This window comes from Paraburkholderia strydomiana (assembly GCF_046030495.1).
Classification (GTDB): Bacteria; Pseudomonadota; Gammaproteobacteria; order Burkholderiales; family Burkholderiaceae; genus Paraburkholderia; species Paraburkholderia strydomiana_A.
The window spans coordinates 42,447-68,406 of the sequence record NZ_JAQQCJ010000007.1; the positions used below are offsets into that span (position 1 = coordinate 42,447).

The following is a 25,960-nucleotide window of genomic DNA, read 5'->3' on the forward strand; positions in this document are numbered from 1 at the left end:
GAAGCAGGCTTTTTATCGCGCTAAAACACCGACGCGGCCGGAATCAGTTATTCCCGCCGATCGTCGCATTCACGCGCTTGCGCAGATCTTCGCCTTCCTGATACGACGCCTCGATCCGGCGCGCACCGGTGAAGCGCTTTTCCCAATAGCCGCTATCCATGTCGTCGACGCGGATCGTGCTGCCCGTGGACGGCGAATGCACGAACTTGTTGTCGCCGATATAGATGCCCACGTGTGAGAACGTACGGCGCATCGTGTTGAAGAACACCAGATCGCCCGGCTTCAGGTCGCTCACGCGAACCTTTTCGCCGACGCGGCTCATTTCTTCCGCGCGGCGCGGCAGCGCCATGCCGAGCGTGTCCTGGAACACGTAGCGTACGAAACCGCTGCAATCGAGCCCCGAATCAGGCGTGTTGCCGCCCCAACGGTAGCGAACGCCGATCATGTTCAGCGCGCCGACCACTACGTCGCCCGCTTTGCCAGCCATGCCGGACAGGAACGATTTGGCGCCGCTGTCGCTGTCGGAAGCGCCTGCTTGCGGGCTGGAGAAGGACAAGGGATTCGACCCGGTGGAGGTCGAAAGTGAGGCATTCTGATTGAAACTGCTTACTTCGTCGGCGAAAGCGCCGGGAGCTGCTGCCATCAAGACGCCAATGAACATCCCGGCGACGACGCGCGTGCAAGCCTGGGTTAAGTTTCTGTGCCGCATTGGTCGGTAGTTTTTGCCAAAAAATCAGGGGTCTACGGAAAAAAGTTTGGTCGATACTAGCCAGTAAGTATTCACGTGTCAAAACAAATAGAAAAATTCAATCGAGATACGCACCCAATTGGTGAAAGGGTGAAAAATCAACGGTCAAGCGCCGCTTTCAGCAGCTTTCGCGTGTAAGGGTGCGCGGGTGTCGCAAAAATCTTCTCAACCTCTCCGCTTTCGACAATCGAACCGTTTTGCATCACCGCGACGCGGTGCGCCATTGCCCCGATCACGGCCAGATCATGGCTGATGAAAACGAAGCCGAGGTTGTACTTCTGTTGCAACCCGGCGAGCAGTTTCAGCACTTGCTGCTGAATGGAAACGTCGAGCGCGCTGGTCGGTTCGTCGAGGATCAGCACGCGTGGTTCGAGCACCAAAGCGCGCGCAATCGCAATCCGCTGCCGCTGGCCGCCGGAAAATTCGTGCGGATAGCGGTACAGCACCGTGCGGTCGAGCCCGACTTCGCGCAGCACCGCGATCACCTTGTCGCGCCGCGCTTGCGGGGTCATCTGCGGCCGATGCAGCGCCAGCCCTTCGCCGACGATCCGCTCGATCGTCTGACGCGGTGAAAGCGAACTGAACGGATCCTGAAACACAACCTGCATGTTCGACCGTAAGGCGGTCTGCTCGGCGCCACGATAGCTGCCGAGCACCCTGCCCTGAAATTCGATCGCGCCGTGCACGGTGCGCTGCAGACCGAGCAACGCCATCGCGAGGGTCGACTTGCCGGACCCCGATTCGCCGACGATCCCCAGCGTCTCGCCCTGCCGAACCGACACGTTCGCCTCGGCGACCGCGCGAAACCGTCCCGAGCGGAACCAGCCGGCAAAGCCCGGCAGCTTCGTTTTGAAGTCGACGCAGACCTCACGCGCCTCGAGCAGCACGGGCGAGATCGGCAGTACCGGCACCACCGTGCGCTGCGGCCGGCTCGCCAGCAGGCGCTCCGTGTACGGATGCTGCGGCGCGTCGAACACCTGCTCAACCGGCCCGCTCTCGACCAGCACGCCCCGCTCCATCACCGCGATGCGCTGCGCGAAGTGCCGCACCAGATTCAGATCGTGTGTGATCAGCAGCACGGCCATGCCGCGCTTTTGCGCTTCGTCGCGCTGCAGTTCCAGCAGCAGGTCGACGATCTGCGCGCGGATCGTCACGTCGAGCGCCGTGGTCGGCTCGTCGGCGAGCAACAGCCGCGGACGGCACGCGAGCGCCATCGCGATCATCGCGCGCTGGCGCTGCCCGCCCGACAGTTGATGCGGGTAACTGTTCACGCGCTTGCCCGGCTCGGCGATACCGGTGCGCCCGAGCAGCGCGACCGCGCGCTTGCGCGCCTCGCTCGCCGTCACGCCGTCATGGACGACGATGGTCTCCGCAATCTGGTCGCCGACCGTATAAAGCGGATTGAGCGCGGTCATCGGCTCCTGAAAAATCATCGCGATGTCCGAGCCGCGCATGCCGCGCATCTCGCGTTCGCTTTTGGCCAGCAGCTCCTCGCCGTCGAAACGGATCGAGCCGCTCACTTGCGCGTCGCTCAGGAGCCGCAGGATCGATAGCGCGGTCACGCTCTTGCCCGAGCCCGACTCGCCGACCAGCGCCACCCGCTCGCCCCGCTCGATCGCGAGCGTGACGTCGTCCACCGCGACGGTGTCGCCGAAGCTCACGCGCAGATGCTCGAGTTCCAGCAGCGGCGGCGCGCCGTTCTGAAGCGTTGCGCTCATTGATTGCCTCCAGCGCGCATCGCATCGGAGATGCGGGTGTCGAGCGCGTTGCGCAGCGCGTCGCCCATGAAGGTCAGCAGCAACAGCATCGCGACCAGCACGCCGAAAGTGGACAGCGAGATCCACCACGCGTCGAGATTCGCCTTGCCTTGTGCGAGCAGTTCGCCGAGGCTCGGTGTCGGCGACGGCACGCCGAGGCCGAGAAAGTCGAGGCTCGTCAGCGCGAGAATCGCACCGCTCATGCGGAACGGCAGGAACGTGATCACCGGTGTCAGGCTGTTGGGCAGCACGTGACGCCACATGATCTGCCAGTTCGACAAACCCATCGCTCGCGCCGCGCGCACGTAGTCCTGATGACGATTGCGCAGAAACTCCGCGCGCACGTAATCGGACAGGCCGATCCAGCCGAACAGCGAGAGCAGCACGATCAGCAGAAGGAAGCCCGGCTCGAAGATCGACGAGAAAATGATCAGCAGGTAAAGCTCCGGCATCGCGCTCCAGATTTCGATCAACCGCTGCCCGACGATATCGATACGTCCTCCGAAGTAACCCTGCACGGCGCCCGCGGCGATGCCGAGTACCGTGCCGATCAGCGTCAGCACGAGTCCGAACTCCACCGACACCCGGAAGCCGTAGAGCAGCCGCGCGAACAGGTCCCGGCCGCGGTCGTCGGTACCGAGCCAGTTCTCGCGCGACGGCGGCGCAGGGTTCGGCGCCTTCGAGAAGTAATTCAGCGTGTCGTAGTAATAGTGATTCGGCGGATACACCGCGAAGTTGCCCGGCGCGTCGAAGCGGTGCTTGATATACGGATCGAGATAATCCGCCGGTGTCGGAAAATCGCCGCCGAAGGCGGTCTCCGCGTAAGTCTTGAACATCGGGAAATACAGGTGGCCATCGTAGCGCACCACCAGCGGCTTGTCGTTCGACCACAGCGGACCTGCGAGGCTCGCCGCGAACGCCACCACGAACACGATCAGACTCCAGTAGCCGAGGCGCTGCTGGCGAAAACGCTGCCACACACGGCGCGCGGGCGACGGCGACACGAACGCGCGCGCGGGTTCCGTGCGGGCCGCCGCGTCGACGGAAAGACGGGCTCGATTCATCAGCGCTCCAGTTGTTCGAATTGGATGCGGGGATCGACCCACACATAGCAGAGGTCGGAGATCAGCTTGGTCGCGAGGCCGATCAGCGTGAACAGATACAGCGTGCCGAGCACGACCGGATAGTCGCGCCGCACCACCGATTCATACGAGAGCAGCCCGAGCCCGTCGAGTGAAAAAAGCGTTTCGATCAGCAGACTGCCCGTGAAGAACGCGCCGACGAACGCTGCCGGAAAACCCACGATCAACGGCAACAGCGCATTGCGGAACACGTGCTTCCACAGCACGCGCTTCTCCGACAAACCTTTGGCGCGCGCAGTCAGCACGTATTGCTTGCGGATCTCGTCGAGAAAAGCGTTTTTCGTCAACATCGTGACGACCGCGAAACTGCCGACCACCGACGCGGTGATCGGCAACGTGATGTGCCACAGATAGTCGACGATCTTGCCGCCGAGACTCAGCTGCGCCCAGTTGTCCGAGGTGAGATTGCGCAGCGGAAACACTTGCAGGAACGTGCCGCCGCCGAACAGCACGAGCAGCAGCACGCCAAGCACGAAGCCCGGAATCGCGTAGCCGATCAGCACCACGAGGCTCGTCGCGATATCGAAGCGCGAGCCGTTGCGCACCGCCTTCGCGATGCCGAGCGGCACCGATATGAGGTACGTGAGGAAGAAGGTCCACAGGCCGATGCTGATCGACACCGGCAGCTTAGACACGATCAGCGACCAGACGCTTTGATGGCGGAAATAGCTCTGCCCGAGGTCGAAGGTCGAGAAGCGCTTGAGCATCAGCACGTAACGTTCGAGCGGCGGCTTGTCGAAGCCGTACAGTTGCTTCAGCTGCGCGAGCTGTTGCGCGTCGACGCCGCTATGCGAGCGCAGACCGAACGGCGCGCCGCCCTCCGCGCCTTTGCGCAATTCGTGCTGCATCTGTTCGACCGGGCCACCCGGCACGAACTGGATCACGACGAAGGTCAGCGTCAGTACGCCGAGCAAGGTCGGGATCATCAGCAACAGGCGTTTGAGAATGTAGCTCCACATAGGCGGCGTTCCGGTGCGAAGACGATAAGTGAGGGGCGCGCTGGCGCGGCTGCGGTTGTGGCTACGAGTGCGGTTGCGGCTGAGGCTGCGCATGGGGCTGCGGTTGCTCGTGCCACCACATCGACGTGATCCAGCCTTCCGCGCCATAGTACAGCGGCAGCGTCTTCGGCCACGCGAGCCCGCGCTTGAACGCCACCCGATGCGTGCCGCTGTACCAATGCGGCACGACATAGTAGCCATGCATCAGCAGCCGGTCGAGCGCATGCGTCGCATCGACCAGTTGCTCGCGCGTCTGCGCATGCACGAGCGCGTTCAGAACGGCGTCGACCACCGGCGACTTCAAGCCGATCGCGTTGTCCGAGCCCTTGGTATCGGCGGCCTTGCTGCCGAAGCGCTCGATCTGCTCCGAGCCCGGCACCTGCACGTCCGGCATGCGCAGTGTGGTGACGTCGAAGTCGAACGCGTCCAGACGCTTCTGATAGACCGCGTAGTCCGACACACGAAACGTCGCGGTAATGCCGAGCTTCTGCAGATTGCGGATGAAAGTCGCGACGATCGGCTCCATCGACGCAGCCGAGCCGGAGTCGTCGAGAATCTCGAACTGGAACGGCTCGCCTTTGGCGTTACGCAATGCGCCGTCGCTATAGGTCCAGCCGGCTTCCTGCAACAGCTCGCGCGCCTGCAGCAGATTGGCGCGCAGCGAGCCCGGTGCATCGGTGTCCGGCTGCTTCGGCGGCGGACCGAATACGGCGGGGTCGAGTTGCGCTCGCCACGGCTCGAGCAAGGCCAGCTCGCCCGGCGAAGGCAGGCCCTTCGCCTGCAAATCCGTATTGGCGAAGAAGCTGTCGATACGCCGGTATTGATTGAAGAACAGTTGCCGGTTCAGCCACTGAAAGTCGAGCGCGAGATCGAGCGCCTTGCGCACGCGCACGTCCTGGAACAACGGCCGACGCGTGTTCAGGATGAAGCCTTGCATGCCCGTGCCGTTGTGCTGCGAGAACTCACGCTTGATCAGCTCGCCGCTATCGAACTTCTTGCCGACATCGCGCCGCACCCAGTTGCGTGCGACGTATTCGACCAGCGCATCGTATTCGCCCGCCTTGAACGCTTCGAGCCGCGCGGTGGCATCCGAGTACAGCTTGTAGACGATGCGATCGAAGTTGTTCATGCCGACGCGCACCGGCAAATCCACGCCCCAGTAATTCGGGTCGCGCCGATAGGTGATGGTGCGGCCGTTGTCGTACTGCTCGATCAGATACGGGCCACTGGAGATCGGCTTTTCGAATGCGAGCTGATCGAACGGAATGCGGCTGCCGTCCGCCTTCAATCCCCACTTGCGGGAGAACACCGGCATGCCGCCCGCGAGCAGCGGCAACTCGCGATTGCGCTGGCGAAACTCGAAGCGGACCGTGTGCGGATCGACCACCACCGCGCGCTCGATCTCGCCGAAGATCGATGCGAATTGCGGTGCGGCCTGCGGGCTCTTCAATGTGTCGAGCGAGAACTTGACGTCGTCGGCGGTGACCGGATCGCCGTTGGAAAAACGCGCGCGCGGATTGATGTGAAACGTCACCGACATGCCGTCCGACGCGACGTTGATGTCGTCGGCGAGCAGCCCGTAGGCGGACGCGACTTCATCGCTGCTGCCCACAGTCAGGCTTTCGAACAGCAGGTCCACGCCGGGCGCCGTATTGCCGCGCAGCGTGAACGGATTGAACTTGTCGAAGCTCGTGAGACGGCTCGGGTTGGCCAGCACCAGCGTGCCGCCCTTCGGCGCATCCGGATTGACGTAGTCGAAGTGCTTGAAACCGGCCGGGTATTTCGGCTCGCCGTATTGGGCGATCGCATGCGCCGCGTGAGCCTGCGACGCCGCGAGCAATCCAGCCATGGCAAACAAGCAGGCTGTCGCCACGGCGCGCACCGGACGCCATGCACGGCACACCACTGCCAGCCCGGCACGCGCGGGGCCGTGCGAGGGTTCGTCAATCACGCGGCATCGAAATGCAGGAGGCGTTTGAACCCGTCGCGAGCCAATTGTCATAGGGGCCTTGTTGGTCAGTGGGCAATTGCAGTGTGAGAGAATTCTACCCAATTAATCCGCGCGGTCCGCGCATCCCGAGCGCGCGATCTTCGCGTGCGCGGCGCGCCGAACGTTCAGGAGATGTCATGGGCTTCCTCGCTGGCAAACGCATCCTGCTAACCGGCTTGCTGTCGAACCGCTCGATTGCCTACGGCATCGCGCAAGCCTGCCGGCGCGAAGGCGCCGAGTTGGCCTTCACCTATGTCGGCGAGCGCTTCAAGGCGCGCATCACCGAATTCGCCACCGAATTCGGCAGCAACCTCGTATTTCCCTGCGACGTCGCCGAGGACGCACAGATCGACGCCCTCTTCGCTTCGCTCAAGGAACACTGGGACGGCCTCGACGGACTCGTTCACTCGATCGGCTTTGCACCGCGCGAAGCGATTGCCGGCGATTTCCTCGACGGCATGACGCGCGAAAACTTCCGCATCGCGCACGACATCTCCGCGTACAGCTTCCCGGCGCTCGCCAGGGCCGCACAGTCGATGTTCACGCCGGACGCGTCGTTGCTGACGCTAAGCTACCTCGGCGCCGAACGCGCGATTCCGAACTACAACACGATGGGGCTCGCCAAGGCTTCGCTCGAAGCTAGCGTGCGTTATCTGGCGGTGTCGCTCGGCGCGAAGGGCGTGCGCGTGAACGGCATTTCGGCGGGACCGATCAGGACGCTGGCCGCGAGCGGCATTAAGGGCTTCGGCAAGATTCTCGACTTCGTCGAGCAGAATGCGCCGCTCAGACGCAACGTAACGATCGAACAGGTCGGCAATACCGCGGCGTTCCTGCTGTCGGATCTGGCGGCCGGCGTGACGGCCGAAATCGTGCACGTCGATAGCGGCTTCAATGCGGTGGTGGGCGGGATGGCCGCGGCAGCCGAGTGAATATTGAAGGCGTCTACGGTTTCGCGACGAATATCACGGCATGACGTATAGGCTGCAACACGCGGGCGCAGCTCGCGTCGCGGCCGCTCTATTCGCAAGCAGGGCGTGCATGCGTGACAGGCATAAAAAAAACCGCCCTGCCGGGCGGTTTTTTCCTGAATCGACGACGCCAACCTGATCGCGCTCGACCGCTTAGTGCCAGCCGCGATGATTGTCGTAGTGATGGTGGCCGTAGTCGCTGTGGCCCGGCGGATGGTGGCGATACCAGTCATCGCGCGCCCAGTAGCGGCGGCCGTCCCAGTAGCGGTCGCCATGCCAGCCGACGACGATCGACGGGCCACCGTAGTACACCGGAGCCGGCTGATACACGACGGGCGGCGGAGGCGGCGGAGGCGGTGCGTAGATCGGCGCCGGCGCAACGTAGACCGGCGCGGGAATGCCGATATTGACCCCAACGTTGAGCCCTGAGGCCATTGCCGCACCCGATGCACCCAACGTCAATACCCCGAGCAGAAGTGGAACTAAACGAGCGGACTTCATTGATCACCCTTTGAAAGAATGTGTTCTGTGGGCGGAAATATAACGCAAGGCAGCGTTCCGCGTATTTCACGTTTGTAATAACTGATGCACAACATCGCAGCGTCGGCGGCTACGTAACGTCTGGTTACACGCGAGCGCATTCTGGTGAAAACGAGGCAGGGTTGTAATTGAAGTACGCGCGGCGTTCAAGCGTGCTCGATGCGTGCGATGCACTTATCGCGCTTTCGTCGCTGTGACAATGGGCATCGACAAACAGGCATCGTCGATGCAAACACAAACAGCACGGCTGTTTCGCCAGCATTTAGCAAGTGCCGACGCGCATCCACACTGAACTACGAGCTGAAAAAACAAAACCCCGCAGAGCCTGGACTCTGCGGGGTTTGCCGCCATTGCTGGCGGAGACGGAGGGATTCGAACCCTCGATCCAGGTTTTGGCCCAGATGCTCCCTTAGCAGGGGAGTGCCTTCGACCTCTCGGCCACGTCTCCCAAACTTTCTGTCGCACAGGGAGTCAGTGCGACGAAGCCAAGATAATAGCGGGCCGAACGTCGAAGGTCAATGTCTGAAGAACACTTTTTGTGCCAGGTTTGTCATTGCCGACGCAATTTATTCGCATTGGTCGCGCCAGAGCAAACGGGGCGCTTCGTTGCGCCCCGTTATTCAAACCATTTACGCCTGATCCAGATCAAACGCCTTATGCAGCGCGCGCACCGCGAGTTCCATGTACTTCTCGTCGATCAGCACCGAAATCTTGATTTCGGACGTTGAGATCATCTGGATGTTGATGCCCTCTTCCGACAGCGTGCGGAACATCGTGCTCGCGATGCCGACATGCGAACGCATACCGACGCCGACCACCGACACCTTCGACACCTTCGGATCGCCGAGCACCTTTTCGGCTTGCACATGACCCTGCACCTGGCCGGTGAGGATCTCCATGGCGCGCTGATAGTCGCCACGGCCGACCGTGAACGTGAACGCCGTTTTGCCTTCGACGCTCTGGTTCTGGATGATCATGTCGACGTCGATATTTGCGTCCGCCACCGGGCCGAGAATCTGATAGGCGATGCCCGGCTTGTCGGGCACACCCATCACGGCGATACGAGCTTCGTCGCGCTGGAACGCGATACCCGAGATGACTGCTTTTTCCATGGTCTCGTCTTCTTCAAAAGTAATCAGGGTGCCCGACTTCATTTCAGCGTCGAGCGGCATCAGCGGATCGGTCAGGCTCGACAGCACGCGCGTCTTCACCTGATATTTGCCGGCGAATTCCACCGAACGGATCTGCAGCACCTTCGAACCCAGGCTGGCCATTTCCAGCATTTCTTCGAACGTTACGCGATCGAGCCGGCGCGCTTCTTCGACCACGCGCGGGTCGGTCGTGTACACGCCGTCGACGTCGGTATAAATCAGGCACTCATCGGCTTTCAGTGCCGCCGCGACTGCGACGGCCGACGTGTCCGAACCGCCGCGGCCGAGCGTGGTGATGTGGCCGTCCGGATCGATGCCCTGGAAGCCGGTGATCACCACCACCTTGCCTGCGTCGAGGTCGCGCAACACGCGCTCGCCGTCGATTTCGCTGATGCGCGCTTTCGTGAACGCGCTATCCGTTTTGATCGGCACTTGCCAGCCTGCATAGCTGACCGCGTCGACGCCGGCGTCCTGCAACGCAATGGCGAGCAGGCCCGAACTGGCCTGTTCGCCCGTGGCGGCGATCATATCGAGTTCGCGCGCGCTCGGTTGAGCCGTGATTTCTTTCGCGAGACCGAGCAAGCGGTTGGTTTCGCCGGACATCGCCGACGGCACGACGACCATCTTGTGGCCGGCCTTATGCCATTTCGCGACGCGCTTGGCGACGTTCTTGATGCGCTCGACCGAGCCCATCGAGGTGCCGCCGTATTTATGTACGATGAGTGCCATTGTCGTTCTGAACTGGAAGAGAAACCGCGCTGGCGCGCTGGAGATGACCGCACAAAAGCACAGGAGCGCAACGTCTTGTGAACGACGGCAAAGTGTGTGGCGGCGTAAATGCAGCGCGCGTGCAACACGCGCGGGTTTGCCCGGGAATGATCGCTAGTGACTTAACGGGAAACGACGGATCACGCTCGCAACCGGCGATAGCGACAAAAGCGACGGCGAAATCGGGTCGGGCAAGCAGGTAAACGTACCCGATTGGGCGTAAAAAGACAAGCCGCAGCGGCCATCGAAAGCCGCGAAATCAGTGCTGCAAACGCTTGTTTCGTGGGGATTTGCGCCCTATTTCCCGGATTGTCGCTCGCTTCACAGCGCAGTCCGACCGGCCGGTCAGGCGATCAGCAGGTCTTCGCGCCAAATGATTCTGATGCGTGCTCCGCCGGTGTCGGCCGAGGCCGGCAACGCTGCGCGATTCACGCCGAGCCAAGGCACGAACAGCAGTTCGTCGCCGATATAGAGCAGTGGCACGTCGCGCTTCCATGCCGGGATGCCGCGTTCCTGGAACAGGTTCTTGAGCGTTCGGGTCGGTGCGCCGGGCGCGTCGCTCGTGCGCATTCGTTCGCCGCCGCTGCGCGAGCGGGCGCTCAGCACAGCGCGTCGCAGGACGTCGAGGGGGAGTGTCGCATTGGCATCCGAGCCTGCCTCTGCAGTCCCCTGCTCCTCGAGCGCAAACACAAACGTGCCCCGCCATTGCAGCAAACGCCAGATCGATTCGCCCTGCCACGCGAGTTCGCTGATCTCGCGCGCGGCGAGCGCGGTTTCATCGGCGGCGTCCCTGCTGTCGCCCGCTTCCCAATACACGAGACCGCGATAGCTGCGCAACGCCTGGCCCGCATGATCGACACGCAGACGATGCCCGTCGGCCGCCGCGTCCACTTCGCGCAGTTGGCGCAACGCATCGCTCAGACGCGCGCTCGATGCCGCCGCGAGACCCAACGTGCGCATCCAGTAACGCATCAGATTGAGCGCACGATCGTCGTCGAGCGCGAGTAGCGCATCGTGCGACAGCGCGCGCCCTTCGTCCGCGGACACCGCGTCCATGTCGATGCGCGCGAGCGCATCGAGCAGGCGCTGCGCGGACGCAGCATGCGCGGCCGTGCGCGCCAGCGCGTCCCGAAAACCGGGAAAGTGGACCGCCAGCGCCGGCGTCACCTCGTGACGCAACGCATTGCGCGCGTAGCGGGTGTCCGCATTCGACTCGTCATCGATCCAGTGCAAGGCGCGCGCGCTCGCATAGTGCTCGAGTTGCGCGCGCAACAGATGTAGCAACGACCTCACGCGCGCCGCGCACGCGCCAGGCGCCGTGAACTCGGGCGCCATCGCCGCGAGGCCCGCGAGACCCGCGCCGCGTAGCAGTTGCAGCAGGACGGTTTCCGCCTGATCGTCGGCGTGTTGCGCGAGCCAGAGCGTGTGAATGCCGCGCGCCGCGCACATCGCATCCAGCGCGCGATAACGCGCATCGCGCGCCGCCGCCTCGACGCTCACGCCGCTAGCACGCGACACCTCGACGCGCCGCGCGTCGAATTCGACGCCGCGTTCCTGCGCGAACGCCTGGCAATGCGCGAGCCACGCATCTGCATGAGGACTCAGCCCGTGATGCACATGCAGCGCGACACAACGCGACGCGCCCGCGACACGCACTGCGGCATCGAGCAGCACGCTCGAATCGACACCGCCGCTGAATGCCACCGCGATGCGCGCGCTTGCGGGAAGCGCGGACAGCGCCAGGCCGACTGCCTCGATAACGAGGCGCTCGGCAGGCGAAGCGGCGATGGGAGTCACGTCGTTAGCGCGCGAAGCGCTGATGGACGAAAGAGAACGCGCGCGGGCTCAGGCACCCGGCGTCGTTTCCTTGAACTTGCCGTACGACATCAACCGTTCGAAACGGCGTTGACGCAGGTCGTTGATGCTCATGCCCTGGAACTGGCGCAGCGAGTCGGCGAGCGCGCGGCGCAGCATGGCGGCCATGCCCTTCGGGTCGCGATGCGCGCCGCCGAGCGGCTCGTTGACGATCTTGTCGATCAGACCGAGCGCCTTCAGACGATGCGCGGTCAGGCCGAGCGCTTCCGCAGCTTCCGGCGCCTTCGCGGCGCTCTTCCACAGAATCGACGCGCAGCCTTCCGGCGAAATCACCGAGTAGGTCGAGAACTGCAGCATCAGCACGCTATCGCCGACAGCGATAGCCAGCGCGCCGCCCGAGCCGCCCTCACCGATGATCGTCGCGATCAGCGGCGTCTTCAGTTCGGCCATCACATACAGATTGCGGCCGATCGCTTCCGACTGGCCGCGTTCTTCCGCACCGATGCCCGGATACGCGCCCGGCGTGTCGATGAACGTGAAGATCGGCAGGTTGAATTTTTCGGCCAGACGCATCAGGCGTTCGGCCTTGCGATAGCCTTCCGGGCGCGGCATGCCGAAGTTGCGCAGCGCGCGCTCCTTCGTGTCGCGGCCCTTCTGATGGCCGATCACCATGCAGGCCTGGCCGTTGAAACGCGCGAGGCCGCCGACGATCGACAGGTCGTCCGCATAGTTGCGGTCGCCATGCAGCTCGTGGAAATCGGTGAACAGCTCGCTCACGTAATCGAACGTGTATGGGCGTTGCGGATGACGGGCGATTTGCGAAACCTGCCACGGCGTGAGGTTCGCGTACAGATCTTTGGTGAGCTGTTGACTCTTCTTGGACAGCCGCTCGATCTCTTCCGAAATATCGACGGCCGAATCGTCCTGCACGAAGCGCAATTCTTCGATCTTCGCTTCGAGTTCAGCGATTGGCTGTTCGAAATCCAGAAAGGTGGTCTTCATTGGTTGTAATCCTTGGACTTACCGGCAGCGCGTATTCTAACCGCGCTCGCCGCTGTCAAAACCATCTCGCAACTATCGAAATCTAACAATCGATAGTTTTTGAGATAGCCTCGTTTCTTGTTGTTCAGTAGTCGACCGGCAACGGATCGAGACTACGCCACATATACCAGGTCGCGACCGTGCGCCACGGTTCCCAGTTCGCCGCGACCTCGCGCGCTTCGCTGCGCGTGACCGGTTCGCCGCTGAAATAGTTGACGCTGATCGCGCGGATCAGGCCGAGGTCGTCGAGCGGCAGCACATCGGGACGCGACAGATTGAAGATCAGGAACATCTCCGCGGTCCAGCGGCCGATGCCGCGAATCTGCGTGAGCTCGGCGATCACCGCCTCATCTTCCATCGACATCCACTTGCCGACGTGCAATGCACCCGACACGAAATGCTGCGCGAGATCGAGCACGTACTCGGCCTTGCGTTTGGACAACCCGCACGCGGTCAGCTTCTCCTGACCGAGCTTGATGAACTGCTGCGGCACGAGCTTCGGACACGCGCCCTCGACTTTCGCCCACACCGCCTGGGCGGACGCGACCGAAATCTGCTGCCCCACCACCGAGCGCGCGAGCGTGACGAACGGATCGCCACGGCTCAGCAGATGCACCGGGCCGAATTTCGGAATCAGCTTCTTCAGAATACGGTCGCGCTTGACGAGGTCCGCACACGCCTTGTCCCAATACGCCGGACGCGTGACTTCGGGCGTGAGGCCGCCGATCTGCACGGGCACCGCCGCATCGCTCGCACTCGCCGCTTCGCCACCGGCGCTCGCCGATGCGCGCGTCTTGCGCACGACTTCGCCCGCGTTGGTGTCGCGCGCGAGTTCCTGCACGTCGCCGGCGAGTTCGGCCGGCAATGCGCCATTGCCTTTTACACGCGACGCCTTGGCGCGCTTTGCGACAGGCGCGTGCGCCGACGTCCCGTTGAGCGCACGCTTGAGCGTGGCCTTCTTCGCTGACGCTCCTACGCCCGCTGCGCTCTTCGCCGCCACCGCAGTGGCTTTCGACGATGCTTTCTGTACTGCGCCGCTGCCCGCGCGAGCCGACGTGCGTGTCGACTTTGCCGCAGCTGCCGCGTTTGTCTGAGACGCGGCTCGTTTAGCCGGCGTCTTCGTGGCCGTTGCCATCCTGCCTCCTGCCTGGCGAGTCGATCAGAGGGAAGTACGAGGTGCGCTCACACGCGCCGCCACTCGGTCAACCCGCCGGGTTTGTCTTCAAGTGCAACGCCGGCCTCGAGCAATTCGGCCCGGATCCGGTCTGCTGCCGCATAGTCCTTCGCCTGCTTGGCGGCCACGCGCGCGGCGATCTTCGCTTCGATCGCGGCGGGCTCGAGCGCGCCTTGTGCTGCGGTGCCCGCGGCCTGCTGCAGATACGCGCGCGGCTCACGGCCGAGCAGCCCGATCACGGCGCCGAGCGCACGCAATTGACGGGCCAGCGCGGGGTCGCGCGTGCGGTTCACTTCAGTTGCCAACTCGAACAACACCGACACTGCAACCGGCGTGTTGAAGTCGTCGTTCATTGCCGCCTGGAAACGCTGCGCATGCGCTTCGTTCCAGTCGAGCTCCGCGGCGTCCGGCGTGACGTCCTTCAGCGCGGTGTACAAACGCGCGAGCGCGCTGCGGGCGTCGTCGATATGCACGTCGCTGTAGTTCAACGGCGAGCGGTAATGCGCGCGTGCGATGAAAAACCGCACGACCTCTGCATCGTACTGCGCCAGCACTTCACGAATCGTAAAAAAATTGTTCAACGACTTCGACATCTTCTCATTGTCGATCTGTACGTAGCCGTTGTGCATCCAGTAATTGACGAAGGTTTGACCGGTAGCGGCTTCACTTTGCGCAATTTCGTTTTCGTGGTGCGGAAACTGCAGATCCTGGCCGCCGCCATGAATGTCAAATTGATCGCCGAGCAGCGTGCAGCCCATCGCCGAGCACTCGATATGCCAGCCGGGACGGCCGCGCCCGTACTTCGATTCCCAGCCGGTGTCGGCGGGTTCGTCAGGCTTCGCCTGCTTCCACAACACGAAGTCGAGCGGGTCCTGTTTCGCGTCGTTGGCCGCGACGCGTTCGCCCGCGCGCAGGTCTTCGAGCGACTTGCCCGAGAGCTTGCCGTAGCCGGCGAATTTGCGCACCGCGTAGTTGACGTCGCCGTCGCTCGCCTGGTACGCGTAGCCGTTCGCTTCGAGCGTCCCGATCATGTCGAGCATCTGCGGAATGAAGTCGGTGGCGCGCGGTTCGAGATCGGGCCGCTGGATGCCGAGCGCGTCCGCGTCTTCATGCAACGCGTCGATGAAGCGGTCGGTCAGCGACTTGATCGTCTCTCCGTTCTCCACGGCGCGGCGGATGATCTTGTCGTCGATATCCGTGATGTTGCGCACGTAGGTCACGTCATAGCCGAGCGTGCGCAGCCAGCGCTGCACGATGTCGAACACGACCATCACGCGCGCGTGACCGACGTGACAATAGTCGTACACGGTCATCCCGCAGACGTACATCCGCACGACGCCTGCTTGCAGCGGCACGAAAGTTTGCTTGTCACGCGCGAGCGTGTTGTAGATGCGCAGTGATTCCATAGAGAACGGTGCGTGGGCCGAAAGAAATCCGCATTGTGTTTCAGACGCGCCGCGCCCCGCCAGAAAGACGACGGGTGCGTCGCATACAGCAAAACCGGCGCACCTGGTGCGGCGATCAAGCTGCGCTCAAAGCGGAGACGACCACGAGTGGCGAAAAGACAGTTTGCGGTTCGACGGAACGCGCAGACCTTTTGTTAGAATGGGTCGGAGTATAACATCCAGACCCAAGCCTATGAAACCTTCCAGCGGCCGCGCGCACAGCGCTGCGACCCTCGCCGCGACGGCGTGCAATGGCCTCATGCGCGGTGCTGCGCGCACCCTCGCCGTGCGCGTCACCGTGGCCGTCGCTCTCGCGGCCCTGCCCGTTGCGGCAGCCTATGCACAGAAGGCCGGCGTGATGCCGCAAGGTCCCGCGGTGCGCGATAACACGCCGGAAATCGACGCGTCGATTGCGCAGAAAAACTGGGAAGCGTCGTTGACCCAGCTCGATGCCCGCATCGCATCGAATCCGCGCGACGCGCAGGCGAAGTTCAAACGCGCCACCGTGCTCGCGCACCTGAATCGCGACGACGAAGCGATCGCGGCGTTCACCGAACTCACGCAGTTGTACCCCGAATTGCCCGAGCCGTATAACAACCTCGCCGCGCTGTACGCAAAGCAAGGCCATCTCATCGAAGCGCGCACCGCGCTCGAAACGGCCACCAAGGCCAACCCGAGCTACGGCCTCGCGTACGAGAATCTCGGCGACGTGTATCTGCGCATGGCGAGCGAAGCCTACCGTCACGCGCAAGGGCTCGGCAAGGCGAGCGCCACGACCACGCAGCGTCTCGCCGACATTCAGAAGATCGTCTCGCCGCCGAAGAAGGGGGCGTCGGCCAGGTCCGCCGCAGCGGCAGCGCCCGCGGACAGCGCCACGGGCCGCGCCATCTCGAACATGACCATGCCCCAGACACCGAGCTTCCAGTTCGGCGGCGCGAACGGCTCGCTCGCCATGCCGCCCTACATGGCGCCGTCGCAGTAACGCCGGCACGTTGTGGGCACTCCGCTTTTTCCAACCCCGAGGATTTTCATGAAATGGTTGATGTTGGCGCTCGGCAGCGCCGCCCTGATCGCAAACGCACCCGCTTTTGCCCAGTCCGGTTCGCAGGCCGCGCATCCGTCCGTGCTGCTCAAGACATCGGAAGGCGACATCCGCGTCGAGTTGTATCCTGAGAAAGCGCCGAAGACGGTCGCGAATTTCCTCGACTACGTGAAGTCCGGCCAGTACAGCGGCACGATCTTCCATCGCGTGATTCCCGGCTTCATGATTCAGGGCGGCGGCTACACGCAGAGCTTCGCCGAGAAGCCGACGCGCGCGCCGATTCCTCTGGAGAGCCGCAACGGTCTGAAGAACCTGAGCGGCACGCTCGCGATGGCGCGCACCAGCGATCCGAATTCGGCCACCGCGCAGTTCTTCATCAACACGGTGGACAATGCCGGCCTCGATTATCCGAATCCGGACGGCAGCGGCTATGCGGTGTTCGGCAAGGTCACGAGCGGCATGGACGTCGTGAAGAAGATCGAAGCCACGCCCACCACGTCGCGCGGCCCGATGAGCGACGTGCCGAAGACGCCGATCGTGATCCAGTCGGCCACGGTGGTCGGCAAGTAAGTGAGCAGCTAAGCGGACGAAGCACGACGAGCGCGCATGAACGAACGCAAGCGTGCTCTCGAATCAGCACAGCAACGCCCGCACGTCGACGTGTTGGTGCACAATCCACGCCCCGGCGCGGGCCGCCGTCAATGCAGTACGCAACGCATGACGACTCGCCGCGCCCTTTTTACCCACCCGTTCATCAAAGGATTCCATCATGGTTGAACTGCATACGAACCACGGCGTCATCAAACTCGAACTGGACGCTGAGAAAGCACCGAAGTCGGTTGAGAACTTCCTCAACTACGTGAAGGCCGGCCACTACGACAACACGGTGTTCCACCGCGTGATCGACGGTTTCATGATCCAGGGCGGCGGTTTCGAACCCGGCATGAAGCAGAAGCCGACGGCCGAGCCGATCAACAACGAAGCGAACAATGGCCTGAAGAACGTCAACGGCTCGATCGCGATGGCGCGCACCAACGACCCGCATTCGGCGACGGCACAATTCTTCATCAACGTGAACGACAACGACTTCCTGAACCACTCGTCGCCGACGCCGCAGGGCTGGGGCTACGCGGTGTTCGGCAAGGTCGTCGATGGCATGGACGTGGTCGAGAAGATCAAGAAGGTCAAGACGGGTTCGAAGGGCTTCCATCAGGACGTGCCCGCCGACGACGTCGTGATCGAAAAGGCTGTGATCGTCGACTAATCCACCACGCGTCGACTCGTTTGAACTGAAATCAGGCACCTTCAATGCTGCAAGAGACGCCGCTGCGAAGCGTCGCCGCGGGCGTGCCTGGCGAGGGCCAACGCCCGCGCGCCGCACGCCCGTTTTTTCTCCTCTCCGACATTCATTTGAGCGAGGCGATCCCGCATACGGTCGCCGCGTTCGAGCATTTCATTCGCGTGACCGCCGAGCAGGCGGACTCGGTGTTCATACTCGGCGATCTGTTCGAGTACTGGGTCGGCGACGACATGCTGGTCGAGCCGTTCGTCGCGCGTATTGCGGCGCTGCTGCACACGCTGTCGGAGCGCGGCATCGCGCTCTACATCATGCACGGCAATCGCGATTTTCTGCTCGGCAAGCGCTTCATGAAAGTGGCCGGCGCGATCTGGCTGCCCGATCCGTTCGTGATCACCGCGTTCGGCATCCGTGTCGCGCTCGCGCATGGCGACGGTTTGTGCACCGCGGATCGTGGCTATCAGATGTTCCGGCGTTTCGCGCGCAACCGTTTCGCGCAGATGCTGTTTCTCGCGTCACCGTTTCGCTGGCGCCAGAGGCTCGCCGAAAACATGCGCGCGAAGAGCGAGCATGGCCGCATGCGGCCGGTCTCGTTGAAGTATGACGTGACGGCGAAGGCCGTTGCCGCGCTGTTCAAAGCGTCGAAAACGGCGACCATCATCCATGGGCACACGCATCTGCCCGCGCGGCATCGCGAGCCGGGCGGCACACGCTGGGTTCTGCCGGACTGGGATCTCGACCATGGCGCCCACCGCGGCGGGTATCTGCGGATCGATGCGGATGGAATTCGGGCGTTGCCGTTGGGATGAGGCTGGCTGAGTGAGACTGGTCGACGTGAGTGGCCTGACTTCTGGCCGGTTTGATCTTTGGCTTACTGCCCTGCCGACCCGCTTGAAGTCGACTTGCTTTACGCTGACTCGCTTGACGACACGCTGATCCGAAATAGCTCGGCTCGCTGCCGACTCGTTTGAAATGGGCTTGCCGGCTTTGCTTCCTGCGGCAAGGCCCGCCGTCTGAAACCACCCCGCCAGAAACCTCCCGAGCCGGCGCCACCCTTCACAACGACCGGCCCGCCGGCGATTACCGCTGCGCCACCGCACCTTCCTCTTTCCCTGCAATCGCGGCCGACAGGCGCCGCAAATCGAGCAACGCCGCGTCCGCGCCCTGCAAGCCTTGCAGACCTTCGAGGCTCGTGCCCAGGCGCTCCAGCGCGTCGACGATCTCATCGATACGCTTCGATTGCGTGGCGGCATGATCGATCAGCCCGTGAATCGCCAGCGACACCGGATCGTCCGCATTCGGCGTGATGCCGTATGCGCAGAATGCGCTGCGTTCGCTCGCGCGTTTCGCATCGCGTGCGGCGTCGTTGCCGTCCACGTTGGCGGTGCTCGCCGCCGCGGGCACGATGATCCGCGCCGGATTGCCCACCGCCGTGCCGCGCGCGGGCACCGGTTTCGTCACCACGGCGTTCGAGCCGATCTTCGCGTCCGCGCCGATCGTGAAGCCGCCGAGCACCTTCGCGCCCGCGCCGACGATCACCCCGCGTTCGAGCGTCGGATGCCGCTTCGCACCGCGCGTGAGCGACGTGCCGCCGAGCGTCACGCCCTGATAGATCGTGCAGTCGTCGCCGATCTGCGCGGTTTCGCCGATCACCACCCCCATACCGTGATCGATGAACACGCGCCGCCCGAGCGTCGCGCCCGGGTGGACTTCGATGCCGGTCATGAAGCGCGCCATCTGCGAGATGAAACGCGCGAGCCAGCGGCGCTTCGCCTGCCAGCACACATGCGCGAGCCGGTGCAGCACGAGCGCGTGCAGCCCCGGATAACACGTGAGCACTTCCCATGCGCTGCGGGCGGCGGGGTCGCGCTCGCGGATCGTGGCGATGTCTTCGCGAAGTCTCGTGAACATGGCAGGGACAGTGTGTTGTGGGAGAAGGACCGTCTGCGCGCTGCGACACTGCTGCGTCACGCATGACGGCGATGCGGCCGCTTAGCACGGCTGCAGATTTAGTTAGAACGTTGCGGGGATTGTAGGTCGATTGCGAGAAACCTGCCGGAAGTCCACGCTGCCGGCAAGGTCGTCGGCCGAATGCGGCTCAGGGTGCGTCGCCGTCGGTTCGCTTCGCCTTCAGCAGAATGTGCTTTGCGATGCCGCGCACGATGTTCACTTCCTCGCGCTCCAGCCCGGAGCGCGCGAAGAGCCGCCGCAAGCGCGACATCAGTTTCTTCGGATTGGCCGGATCGAGGAAGTCGAGGGCGACCAGCGCGCTCTCGAGATGCGTGAACATGCTTTCGATTTCGTCGCTCGCCGCGCGCGGGCCGGCCGGTTCGACCTGCGTCGCGCTCGCCTGAGCGGTGACCAGCGCGCGGGCCGTCGCGTCATCCTCGGACAGATACACAGTGCGCAATTCGTACGCCAGCACCTGCACGGCCTGCGCGAGATTCAGCGAGCTGTAGGCCGGATTGGCCGGAATATGCGCGAGCGCGCTGCAGCGCTCGACGTCCTCGTTCGACAGACCCGTGCGCTCGTTGCCGAACACCAGCGCGATCTCGCCATGCACCGCCTGCTCATGCGCGACCGCGGCCGCGGCACGCGGCGTCCACTGCGGCGGACCATATTCGCGCAGCCGCGCGGTCAGCGCGATCGACCAGTGCACGCCGACCAACGCGTCGGCAAGGGTCGGCACGACGTGCGCAGAAGCGAGCACGTCGTCGGCGCCGCTCGCCATCGCGATCGCTTCCGGATCGCTCTGCACATGCGGCACGCGCGGCGACACCAGCACGAGCCGCGAGAAGCCCATCGTCTTCAGCGCGCGCGCCGCCGCGCCGACGTTGCCGGGATGGCTGGGTTCGACGAGCACGAAGCGTGTCGAGGTGAAGCCGCCGCGCAGCTCGGCCACGGCGGGATCGGAGGAATGGTGGGTGTGGTCCACGATGGCACTCTGCAAGCTAAAGACGCGTATGGTAGCGCCAACCTCGGGCAGGCTCCGAATTGCCGCGAGGCGGGGCGGCGATTTCCGCACCGCCAGGCGAATGATGTGGCGGCCGCGGCGCTACTTCGCCGTTGCCATGCCGCTGCCGGCCGAAGGCAATTTCATCGCCCGCGGCGGCCAGGCAACGAGTCAGGCGGTCGTCACACAGAAGCGGTGACGCCGCCCGCGACGCCACTTCGCGCTCGCCACGCCGCTGCCGGCGGAGCGCAATTTCACCGCCGCGTGGCAGCCGGGCAGCCGGGGAGGCGACCGCCTTGCAGAAGCGAAGCCCTCCGCCAGACGTTCCCCGCTCCGCCGCCGCGAACCGGCCATGCGGCTGCTCCACAGCGCCCCAAAGCGCCCCGCTCGCCGCCGAATTCCCGCCCCCAACGCGAACGCTGCCGCGTCGCCCGGACTCAGGTAAAATACCAGGATTCGCGCCCGGTTTCGGCCCTTCGCTCAACCGGGCGCCTCGTTCTTATTCAATTCGTCTCCGTCGGCGGAACGCGCACCGGTCCTGTACCGGACCGCGTTCCGTGCTGTTTCCGCGCTCTTCGGGCGCCCAGTCAGCGCAGGTTTAGCGCTCATTTACCGGCCAGCAGCCGTGCTGCCCCGGCACAAGGATCAGTCTCATGCATCCCATGCTCAATATCGCTGTGAAGGCCGCGCGCCGCGCAGCCCAGATCATCAACCGCGCGTCGCTCGACCTCGATCTGATCCAGGTCAGCAAGAAGCAGCACAACGATTTCGTCACGGAGGTCGACAAAGCGTCTGAAGCGGCGATCATCGACACGCTGAAGACCGCCTACCCCGATCATGCGATCCTCGCCGAAGAATCCGGCAAGTCGGATAACGAATCCGAGTACCAGTGGATCATCGATCCGCTCGACGGCACCACCAACTTCATCCACGGTTTTCCGTACTACTGCGTGTCGATCGCGCTCGCGCACAAGGGCATCGTGACGCAGGCGGTGGTCTACGACCCGACCCGCAACGACCTGTACACCGCGTCGCGCGGCCGTGGCGCGTTCCTGAACGACCGCCGCATCCGCGTGGCCAAGCGCGACCGTCTCGCCGACGGCCTGATCGGCACCGGCTTCCCGTTCCGTGAAAAGGACGGCATCGAAGCCTACGGCCGCCAGTTCGCTGAAATGACCGAAGCCTGCGCGGGCTTGCGCCGTCCGGGCGCCGCCGCGCTCGATCTGGCGAACGTCGCCGCGGGCCGCATGGACGGCTTCTTCGAACAAGGCCTCAGTGCGTGGGACGTGGCCGCGGGCAGCCTGCTGATCACGGAAGCCGGCGGTCTGGTCGGCAACTACACGGGCGACTCGGACTTCCTGCACGTCGGCGAAATCGTCGCGGGCAACCCGAAGATCTATGCGCAGATGATCCCGGTCCTGTCGCGTTACAGCCGCACGCGCGAGCAGTCGGCTTAAGGACGGCTGTCGTCAGGGTGCTGGCCTGAGTCGATATTGCTTCGGCTTTGATTCAAGCTCGAACCGGCATCAATTCGGCCCTGCGCCGGCGTGTTGAACAAAAAAGCGGCTTCGGCCGCTTTTTTGTTGGCGGCTCTGCATCGCATGCGCGTTCGTGCTACAAGCGGGATGCCGTGCCGGCGCGCTGCTTCGTCCGGCGATTTTCAGTCCGGACTTGGGGAGGCGGCGCGACCAATTCTCAATCCTTTTCTTTGGCACGCTCAGGTAAGGCAAACTCGCAGGGATAGTTGCTGCAGTTGTTCCGGGCAGGAATGGAGTGCTATGTATGTACCTCCAAAAATCGTGTGCCTGACATCTGGAAGTATTAAATACGATAGTGGAGATTACCGAGTCTATGCCTTCGACAGATTCAAATATCGCTCGAATTTCAGGCTTGCAGACGAGGGTAATGCGTTTCGCTCCGCGATGCTTCAATACGCCAGCGTATCTGACCAGTTGAATTTGATCTCCGAATCCCTGCTCGGGCAAGATGAGCAAGGTCTTTCCCATCAATGATTCGCCTTGCCACCGAGGGAATCCGATCAAAGGAGGATGCACAAAACCCCTTTAAATCCCTTATCCAGGCGGGCCTCGAAAAGTGCCCCTCCCTCCGACCATCGCCCTGCATACAAGAGCAGCACGCCGAGCTGCAGTTTATAAGTGGCATTATCCGGAGAACTACCGAGAGCGTGCCGGTAGGCCACCTCGGTTTCTGCGAAACGTCCGAAATCTTTTAACAGAAAACCCATTTCGCAAACGCGTCAGCATTATCATGATTAACACCGATAGCCTGACGATATGTCGCTTCTGCTTCACCAAGGCGCCTCTGGATACGAAGCGTGTCGCCAAGATTAAACAAAGCGGCCATATGATCTGAGTTGATCGCCAGCGCACGTCGAAAGCATGCTTCCGCCTCCGAAAGACATTTTCGGCTTCTATGCGCCAAGCCCATGTTGGTCTGCGCATTCGCGCTATCTGGATTTTTTTCAACGGCTTGGGACCAGCAGACGCCTGCACTGTCCAATCGGCCCATTTGAAATGCGCGCGCCCGCGCGATATTTAATATTTCGGCATCTGCTGGATGATATTGCAGCATCAAGAGCCGCATTGAAGTCCCCCTTTCTGTAGAGGGCGACAACTTGATTCGAACATTCAACAGCAGAGGTGTACTTCATTGTTAATCTGTCTCGATAATTAACAACTTCTGGCAACCCTAATCAATGAAAAAACGGAAAAATTATCAGCGTCCAGTTTGCGTGCTGCGCTCGCAAGTGCGGATGAGTTTCGTTGCATGACGAAATAATCTCTAAAGTACAGATCGAACTTTAATTTCGCGGCCCGAGCGGCGTCATTAAATAGAAATCATACCATCTCAGTCGACCTTTCCGCCGTTTGAGGCTTGCTCTGTTGCCGAAGACGAGATGGAACCCTGTGCCTTGGGATCGTCTACAACGAGCATGCACTAGCCAATGCAATATAAATGAGACAGCCTCGCTGCACGAATCTACAGCCGGAAAGACCGGCCCAGGCGTGGGCGTGGTCTTCGTCACCGCCCTACAGGCTTTGTCGGGGGCGCGCGGACTGTATTCGTGAGAAAGCAATGACACGAATCTAAAAATTGCTCGCAGATCATGCAGCGCGAATAAACCTGACGATCCCTGACATTTATCGCGTATCGGACAAGGGCCTGCACGTGATCGGCATTGCCGTGACCGAGACGTAGACCAGCGCGGACAGCACCATGTCCACCGCGTTGTCGAGCTGGGCATTCGACCTCACGCCCCTCCTGCTGCAAGGCCTGCGCACACTTTGCGCACGTCGTCTGCACGCGCGCCACCAGCGGCGCAGATTCAACCCGGATATCGTCACTGTTTACCAATTTTTCATTATGACTTTTTCCAATTAATAAAATAACAATTTTAAATAAAGCGGGCAAAGTCAATTCAACCATCTTTCATGGTGGAGGAACGCGTTTTTGAAATACAGTGCAATTGCACTGCAAAATAGAATGAATAATCCGTCAATTCATCGACTGAACAGGTAATCCGTCATATTCTCGAAAACAGGATTGGTGCTGATCTGTCCCGGCGTGGAAATGACAGCATCGGATGAACGATCCGTCACGCCTTTGACACAAGCCGGGTATGCTGTCCCCCTCGCCTAATCGTGCGGGGAATTGCGGGGGGAAAGGATTCCCCCAAGTCAGGCAAGCTCCCGCTCCACCGCGTCAGATAACGCATACCGCCATTCATGTCCAAAGGCTTCTACACGATCATCGCGGCGCAGTTCATTTCGTCGCTCGCGGACAATGCCCTGTTGATCGCCGCCATCGCGCTGCTCTCCGTGATCCGCTCGGCCGCCTGGGTCACCCCGCTTCTGCAGATCTTCTTCACCGTCTCGTACGTGCTGCTCGCGCCGTTCGTCGGCGCATTCGCCGACTCGCTGCAAAAGCGCCACGTGATGTTCATCTCGAATGCGCTGAAGGCGAGCGGCTGTCTGATGATGATCGCAGGCGTTCACCCGATGATCGCCTACGGCGTGGTCGGCTTCGGCGCGGCCGCGTATTCGCCCGCCAAGTACGGCATCCTCACCGAACTGCTGCCCGCGGAAAAGCTCGTCAAGGCGAACGCGTGGCTTGAATCGGCGACGGTCCTCTCGACCATCGTCGGCACCATGGTGGGCGGCGCGCTGATCAGCAGCTTCGCCGACAGATTCGTCGCCCATGCGCACCTGCCGCTAATCCGCTCCGCCGCCGATCTGGCGATGTTCGCGGTGATGATCACCTACGCGATCGCCGCCGCGATCAACATGTTCATTCCCGATACCGGCGCGCGTTATCCGAATCGTCTGTCAGAACCCACGAAGCTGGTCGGCGATTTCTATCACTGCTTCAACGTGCTGTGGGCCGACAAACTCGCGCAGATCGCGCTGTGGGTCACCACCTTGATGTGGGGTGGCGCGGTGACGCTGCAATTGCTGGTGCTCAAATGGGCCAATGTGAACCTCGGACTATCGCTATCGAAGGCGGCGGTGATGCAAGGGGTGACAGGGCTCGGCATCGCGGCCGGCGCAGCCGCGGCGGCCGCGCTGATTCCATTGCGCAAGTCGCTGCGGGTGCTGCCGGTCGGCATTCTGACCGGCGCGGTGGCGATCGCGATGGCCTTCTACAACAAGGACCTGTTCCCGCCGGGCGCTGGCATCCGGATCGGCTCGTACGTCGCGCCGTTCTATATCCTGCTCGCGTATCCGCTGATGATCCTGCTCGGCGCGCTCTCGGGCTTTTTCATCGTGCCGATGAACGCGATTCTTCAGCATCGCGGCGCGACGCTGCTGTCCGCGGGCCATTCGATCGCCGTACAGAATTTCAACCAGAACCTCGCCGTGCTGCTGATGCTCGGCGCCTATGCGCTGCTGCTCACCGCGAAGATGCCGGCGCAATGGATCATCGTCGTGTTCGGCAGCTTCATCACGTTCATGATGTGGCTCGCCAAACGGCGCAGTGCGGTGAACGAGCGCACGGTGGACATGCGGGCGATGGCCGGGGAATGACGCCATCGCAGCGGCACGCCGTGCGCATTCGAGCGCGCGCAAGCCGCTGCACCGCGCGGGACGAACCGCTGCGCGGATTGGCCATC

The 25,960-nt window shown here is 62.7% G+C and carries 24 protein-coding genes and 1 tRNA gene; 8 read left to right on the forward strand and 17 right to left on the reverse strand.

Features of this window, described 5'->3' with window-relative positions:
- Window positions 1–43 precede the first annotated feature (43 nt).
- The 5 genes from PQQ53_RS11460 to PQQ53_RS11480 form a co-directional block, all read right to left on the reverse strand.
- Complete coding sequence (locus PQQ53_RS11460) at window positions 44–709, reverse strand: C40 family peptidase (RefSeq protein ID WP_408144146.1); 666 nt, start codon at window positions 707–709, stop codon at window positions 44–46.
- 137 nt (window positions 710–846) lie between these two features.
- Complete coding sequence (locus PQQ53_RS11465) at window positions 847–2,466, reverse strand: ABC transporter ATP-binding protein (protein WP_408157036.1); 1,620 nt, start codon at window positions 2,464–2,466, stop codon at window positions 847–849.
- Window positions 2,463–3,569: an ABC transporter permease gene (locus PQQ53_RS11470; RefSeq protein ID WP_408324141.1), complete on the reverse strand. Its 1,107-nt coding sequence runs from the start codon at window positions 3,567–3,569 to the stop codon at window positions 2,463–2,465. Before PQQ53_RS11470 ends, PQQ53_RS11465 begins: the two co-directional genes overlap by 4 nt.
- Window positions 3,569–4,606 carry a microcin C ABC transporter permease YejB gene (locus PQQ53_RS11475; protein WP_408324142.1) on the reverse strand — a complete coding sequence of 346 codons (1,038 nt, stop codon included), beginning with the start codon at window positions 4,604–4,606 and terminating at the stop codon, window positions 3,569–3,571. The genes PQQ53_RS11470 and PQQ53_RS11475 overlap by 1 nt, the downstream gene beginning before the upstream one ends.
- 61 nt (window positions 4,607–4,667) lie before the next feature.
- Window positions 4,668–6,647 carry an extracellular solute-binding protein gene (locus tag PQQ53_RS11480; protein WP_408324144.1) on the reverse strand — a complete coding sequence of 660 codons (1,980 nt, stop codon included), beginning with the start codon at window positions 6,645–6,647 and terminating at the stop codon, window positions 4,668–4,670.
- A gap of 125 nt (window positions 6,648–6,772) precedes the next feature.
- On the opposite strand from PQQ53_RS11480, the gene fabI reads away from it, so the two are divergent.
- Window positions 6,773–7,564 (forward strand): enoyl-ACP reductase FabI, encoded by a 792-nt coding sequence (gene fabI / locus PQQ53_RS11485; protein WP_408157042.1) that lies wholly within the window; start codon window positions 6,773–6,775, stop codon window positions 7,562–7,564.
- Window positions 7,565–7,756: 192 nt separating this feature from the next.
- On the opposite strand, the gene PQQ53_RS11490 is transcribed toward fabI, so the two are convergent.
- From PQQ53_RS11490 to cysS, 7 genes are all read right to left on the reverse strand, one after another.
- Window positions 7,757–8,104: a hypothetical protein gene (locus PQQ53_RS11490; RefSeq protein ID WP_408144136.1), complete on the reverse strand. Its 348-nt coding sequence runs from the start codon at window positions 8,102–8,104 to the stop codon at window positions 7,757–7,759.
- 393 nt (window positions 8,105–8,497) lie between these two features.
- A tRNA-Ser gene (locus PQQ53_RS11495) sits at window positions 8,498–8,591 on the reverse strand.
- Window positions 8,592–8,772: 181 nt separating this feature from the next.
- Window positions 8,773–10,023 carry an aspartate kinase gene (locus PQQ53_RS11500; protein ID WP_408144134.1) on the reverse strand — a complete coding sequence of 417 codons (1,251 nt, stop codon included), beginning with the start codon at window positions 10,021–10,023 and terminating at the stop codon, window positions 8,773–8,775.
- 384 nt (window positions 10,024–10,407) lie between these two features.
- Window positions 10,408–11,859, reverse strand: a complete 1,452-nt coding sequence (tilS, locus tag PQQ53_RS11505) for a tRNA lysidine(34) synthetase TilS (protein WP_408324146.1) — start codon at window positions 11,857–11,859, stop codon at window positions 10,408–10,410.
- A gap of 48 nt (window positions 11,860–11,907) precedes the next feature.
- On the reverse strand, window positions 11,908–12,879 hold the full coding sequence (locus tag PQQ53_RS11510; RefSeq protein WP_042322870.1) for an acetyl-CoA carboxylase carboxyltransferase subunit alpha: 972 nt from the start codon (window positions 12,877–12,879) through the stop codon (window positions 11,908–11,910).
- Between the two features lie 124 nt (window positions 12,880–13,003).
- On the reverse strand, window positions 13,004–14,053 hold the full coding sequence (locus PQQ53_RS11515) for a DNA-3-methyladenine glycosylase family protein (protein WP_408144130.1): 1,050 nt from the start codon (window positions 14,051–14,053) through the stop codon (window positions 13,004–13,006).
- Between the two features lie 47 nt (window positions 14,054–14,100).
- Window positions 14,101–15,498, reverse strand: coding sequence for a cysteine--tRNA ligase (cysS, locus tag PQQ53_RS11520; RefSeq protein ID WP_408144128.1), 1,398 nt, complete (start codon window positions 15,496–15,498; stop codon window positions 14,101–14,103).
- 232 nt (window positions 15,499–15,730) lie between these two features.
- Between cysS and PQQ53_RS11525 the strand changes: the two genes are divergently transcribed.
- Together PQQ53_RS11525 and PQQ53_RS11530 are read left to right on the forward strand one after the other, a co-directional pair.
- Entirely contained in the window at window positions 15,731–16,519 is a 789-nt protein-coding gene (locus PQQ53_RS11525; protein ID WP_408144127.1) for a tetratricopeptide repeat protein, read from the forward strand.
- A gap of 48 nt (window positions 16,520–16,567) precedes the next feature.
- Entirely contained in the window at window positions 16,568–17,149 is a 582-nt protein-coding gene (locus PQQ53_RS11530; protein WP_408144125.1) for a peptidylprolyl isomerase, read from the forward strand.
- 63 nt (window positions 17,150–17,212) lie between these two features.
- On the opposite strand, the gene PQQ53_RS11535 is transcribed toward PQQ53_RS11530, so the two are convergent.
- Window positions 17,213–17,350: a hypothetical protein gene (locus tag PQQ53_RS11535; protein ID WP_408157048.1), complete on the reverse strand. Its 138-nt coding sequence runs from the start codon at window positions 17,348–17,350 to the stop codon at window positions 17,213–17,215.
- Here PQQ53_RS11535 and PQQ53_RS11540 point away from each other — a divergent pair.
- Both PQQ53_RS11540 and PQQ53_RS11545 read left to right on the forward strand, forming a co-directional pair.
- Window positions 17,349–17,843, forward strand: coding sequence for a peptidylprolyl isomerase (locus PQQ53_RS11540; RefSeq protein WP_168669883.1), 495 nt, complete (start codon window positions 17,349–17,351; stop codon window positions 17,841–17,843). The two genes, PQQ53_RS11535 and PQQ53_RS11540, sit on opposite strands and share 2 nt — an antisense overlap.
- A 44-nt stretch (window positions 17,844–17,887) precedes the next feature.
- Complete coding sequence (locus tag PQQ53_RS11545) at window positions 17,888–18,685, forward strand: UDP-2,3-diacylglucosamine diphosphatase (RefSeq protein WP_408144120.1); 798 nt, start codon at window positions 17,888–17,890, stop codon at window positions 18,683–18,685.
- Window positions 18,686–18,956: 271 nt separating this feature from the next.
- Here the strand turns inward: PQQ53_RS11545 and cysE are convergent, their stop codons facing one another.
- Both cysE and PQQ53_RS11555 read right to left on the reverse strand, forming a co-directional pair.
- Window positions 18,957–19,787, reverse strand: coding sequence for a serine O-acetyltransferase (gene cysE / locus PQQ53_RS11550; RefSeq protein ID WP_408324148.1), 831 nt, complete (start codon window positions 19,785–19,787; stop codon window positions 18,957–18,959).
- Between the two features lie 187 nt (window positions 19,788–19,974).
- Entirely contained in the window at window positions 19,975–20,811 is an 837-nt protein-coding gene (locus PQQ53_RS11555; RefSeq protein ID WP_408324150.1) for an RNA methyltransferase, read from the reverse strand.
- 671 nt (window positions 20,812–21,482) lie between these two features.
- On the opposite strand from PQQ53_RS11555, the gene PQQ53_RS11560 reads away from it, so the two are divergent.
- Window positions 21,483–22,286 (forward strand): inositol monophosphatase family protein, encoded by an 804-nt coding sequence (locus tag PQQ53_RS11560; RefSeq protein ID WP_121317432.1) that lies wholly within the window; start codon window positions 21,483–21,485, stop codon window positions 22,284–22,286.
- Window positions 22,287–22,355: 69 nt separating this feature from the next.
- Here the strand turns inward: PQQ53_RS11560 and PQQ53_RS11565 are convergent, their stop codons facing one another.
- Together PQQ53_RS11565 and PQQ53_RS11570 are read right to left on the reverse strand one after the other, a co-directional pair.
- Window positions 22,356–22,835, reverse strand: coding sequence for a glycosyltransferase family protein (locus tag PQQ53_RS11565; protein ID WP_408324152.1), 480 nt, complete (start codon window positions 22,833–22,835; stop codon window positions 22,356–22,358).
- A gap of 223 nt (window positions 22,836–23,058) precedes the next feature.
- A complete protein-coding gene (locus PQQ53_RS11570) occupies window positions 23,059–23,433 on the reverse strand; it encodes a tetratricopeptide repeat protein (protein WP_408324153.1) in 375 nt (124 codons plus the stop codon).
- 633 nt (window positions 23,434–24,066) lie between these two features.
- On the opposite strand from PQQ53_RS11570, the gene PQQ53_RS11575 reads away from it, so the two are divergent.
- Window positions 24,067–24,231 (forward strand): hypothetical protein, encoded by a 165-nt coding sequence (locus tag PQQ53_RS11575; RefSeq protein WP_408144112.1) that lies wholly within the window; start codon window positions 24,067–24,069, stop codon window positions 24,229–24,231.
- Window positions 24,232–24,575: 344 nt separating this feature from the next.
- On the forward strand, window positions 24,576–25,874 hold the full coding sequence (gene lplT, locus PQQ53_RS11580; protein WP_408324155.1) for a lysophospholipid transporter LplT: 1,299 nt from the start codon (window positions 24,576–24,578) through the stop codon (window positions 25,872–25,874).
- Window positions 25,875–25,960 lie beyond the last annotated feature (86 nt).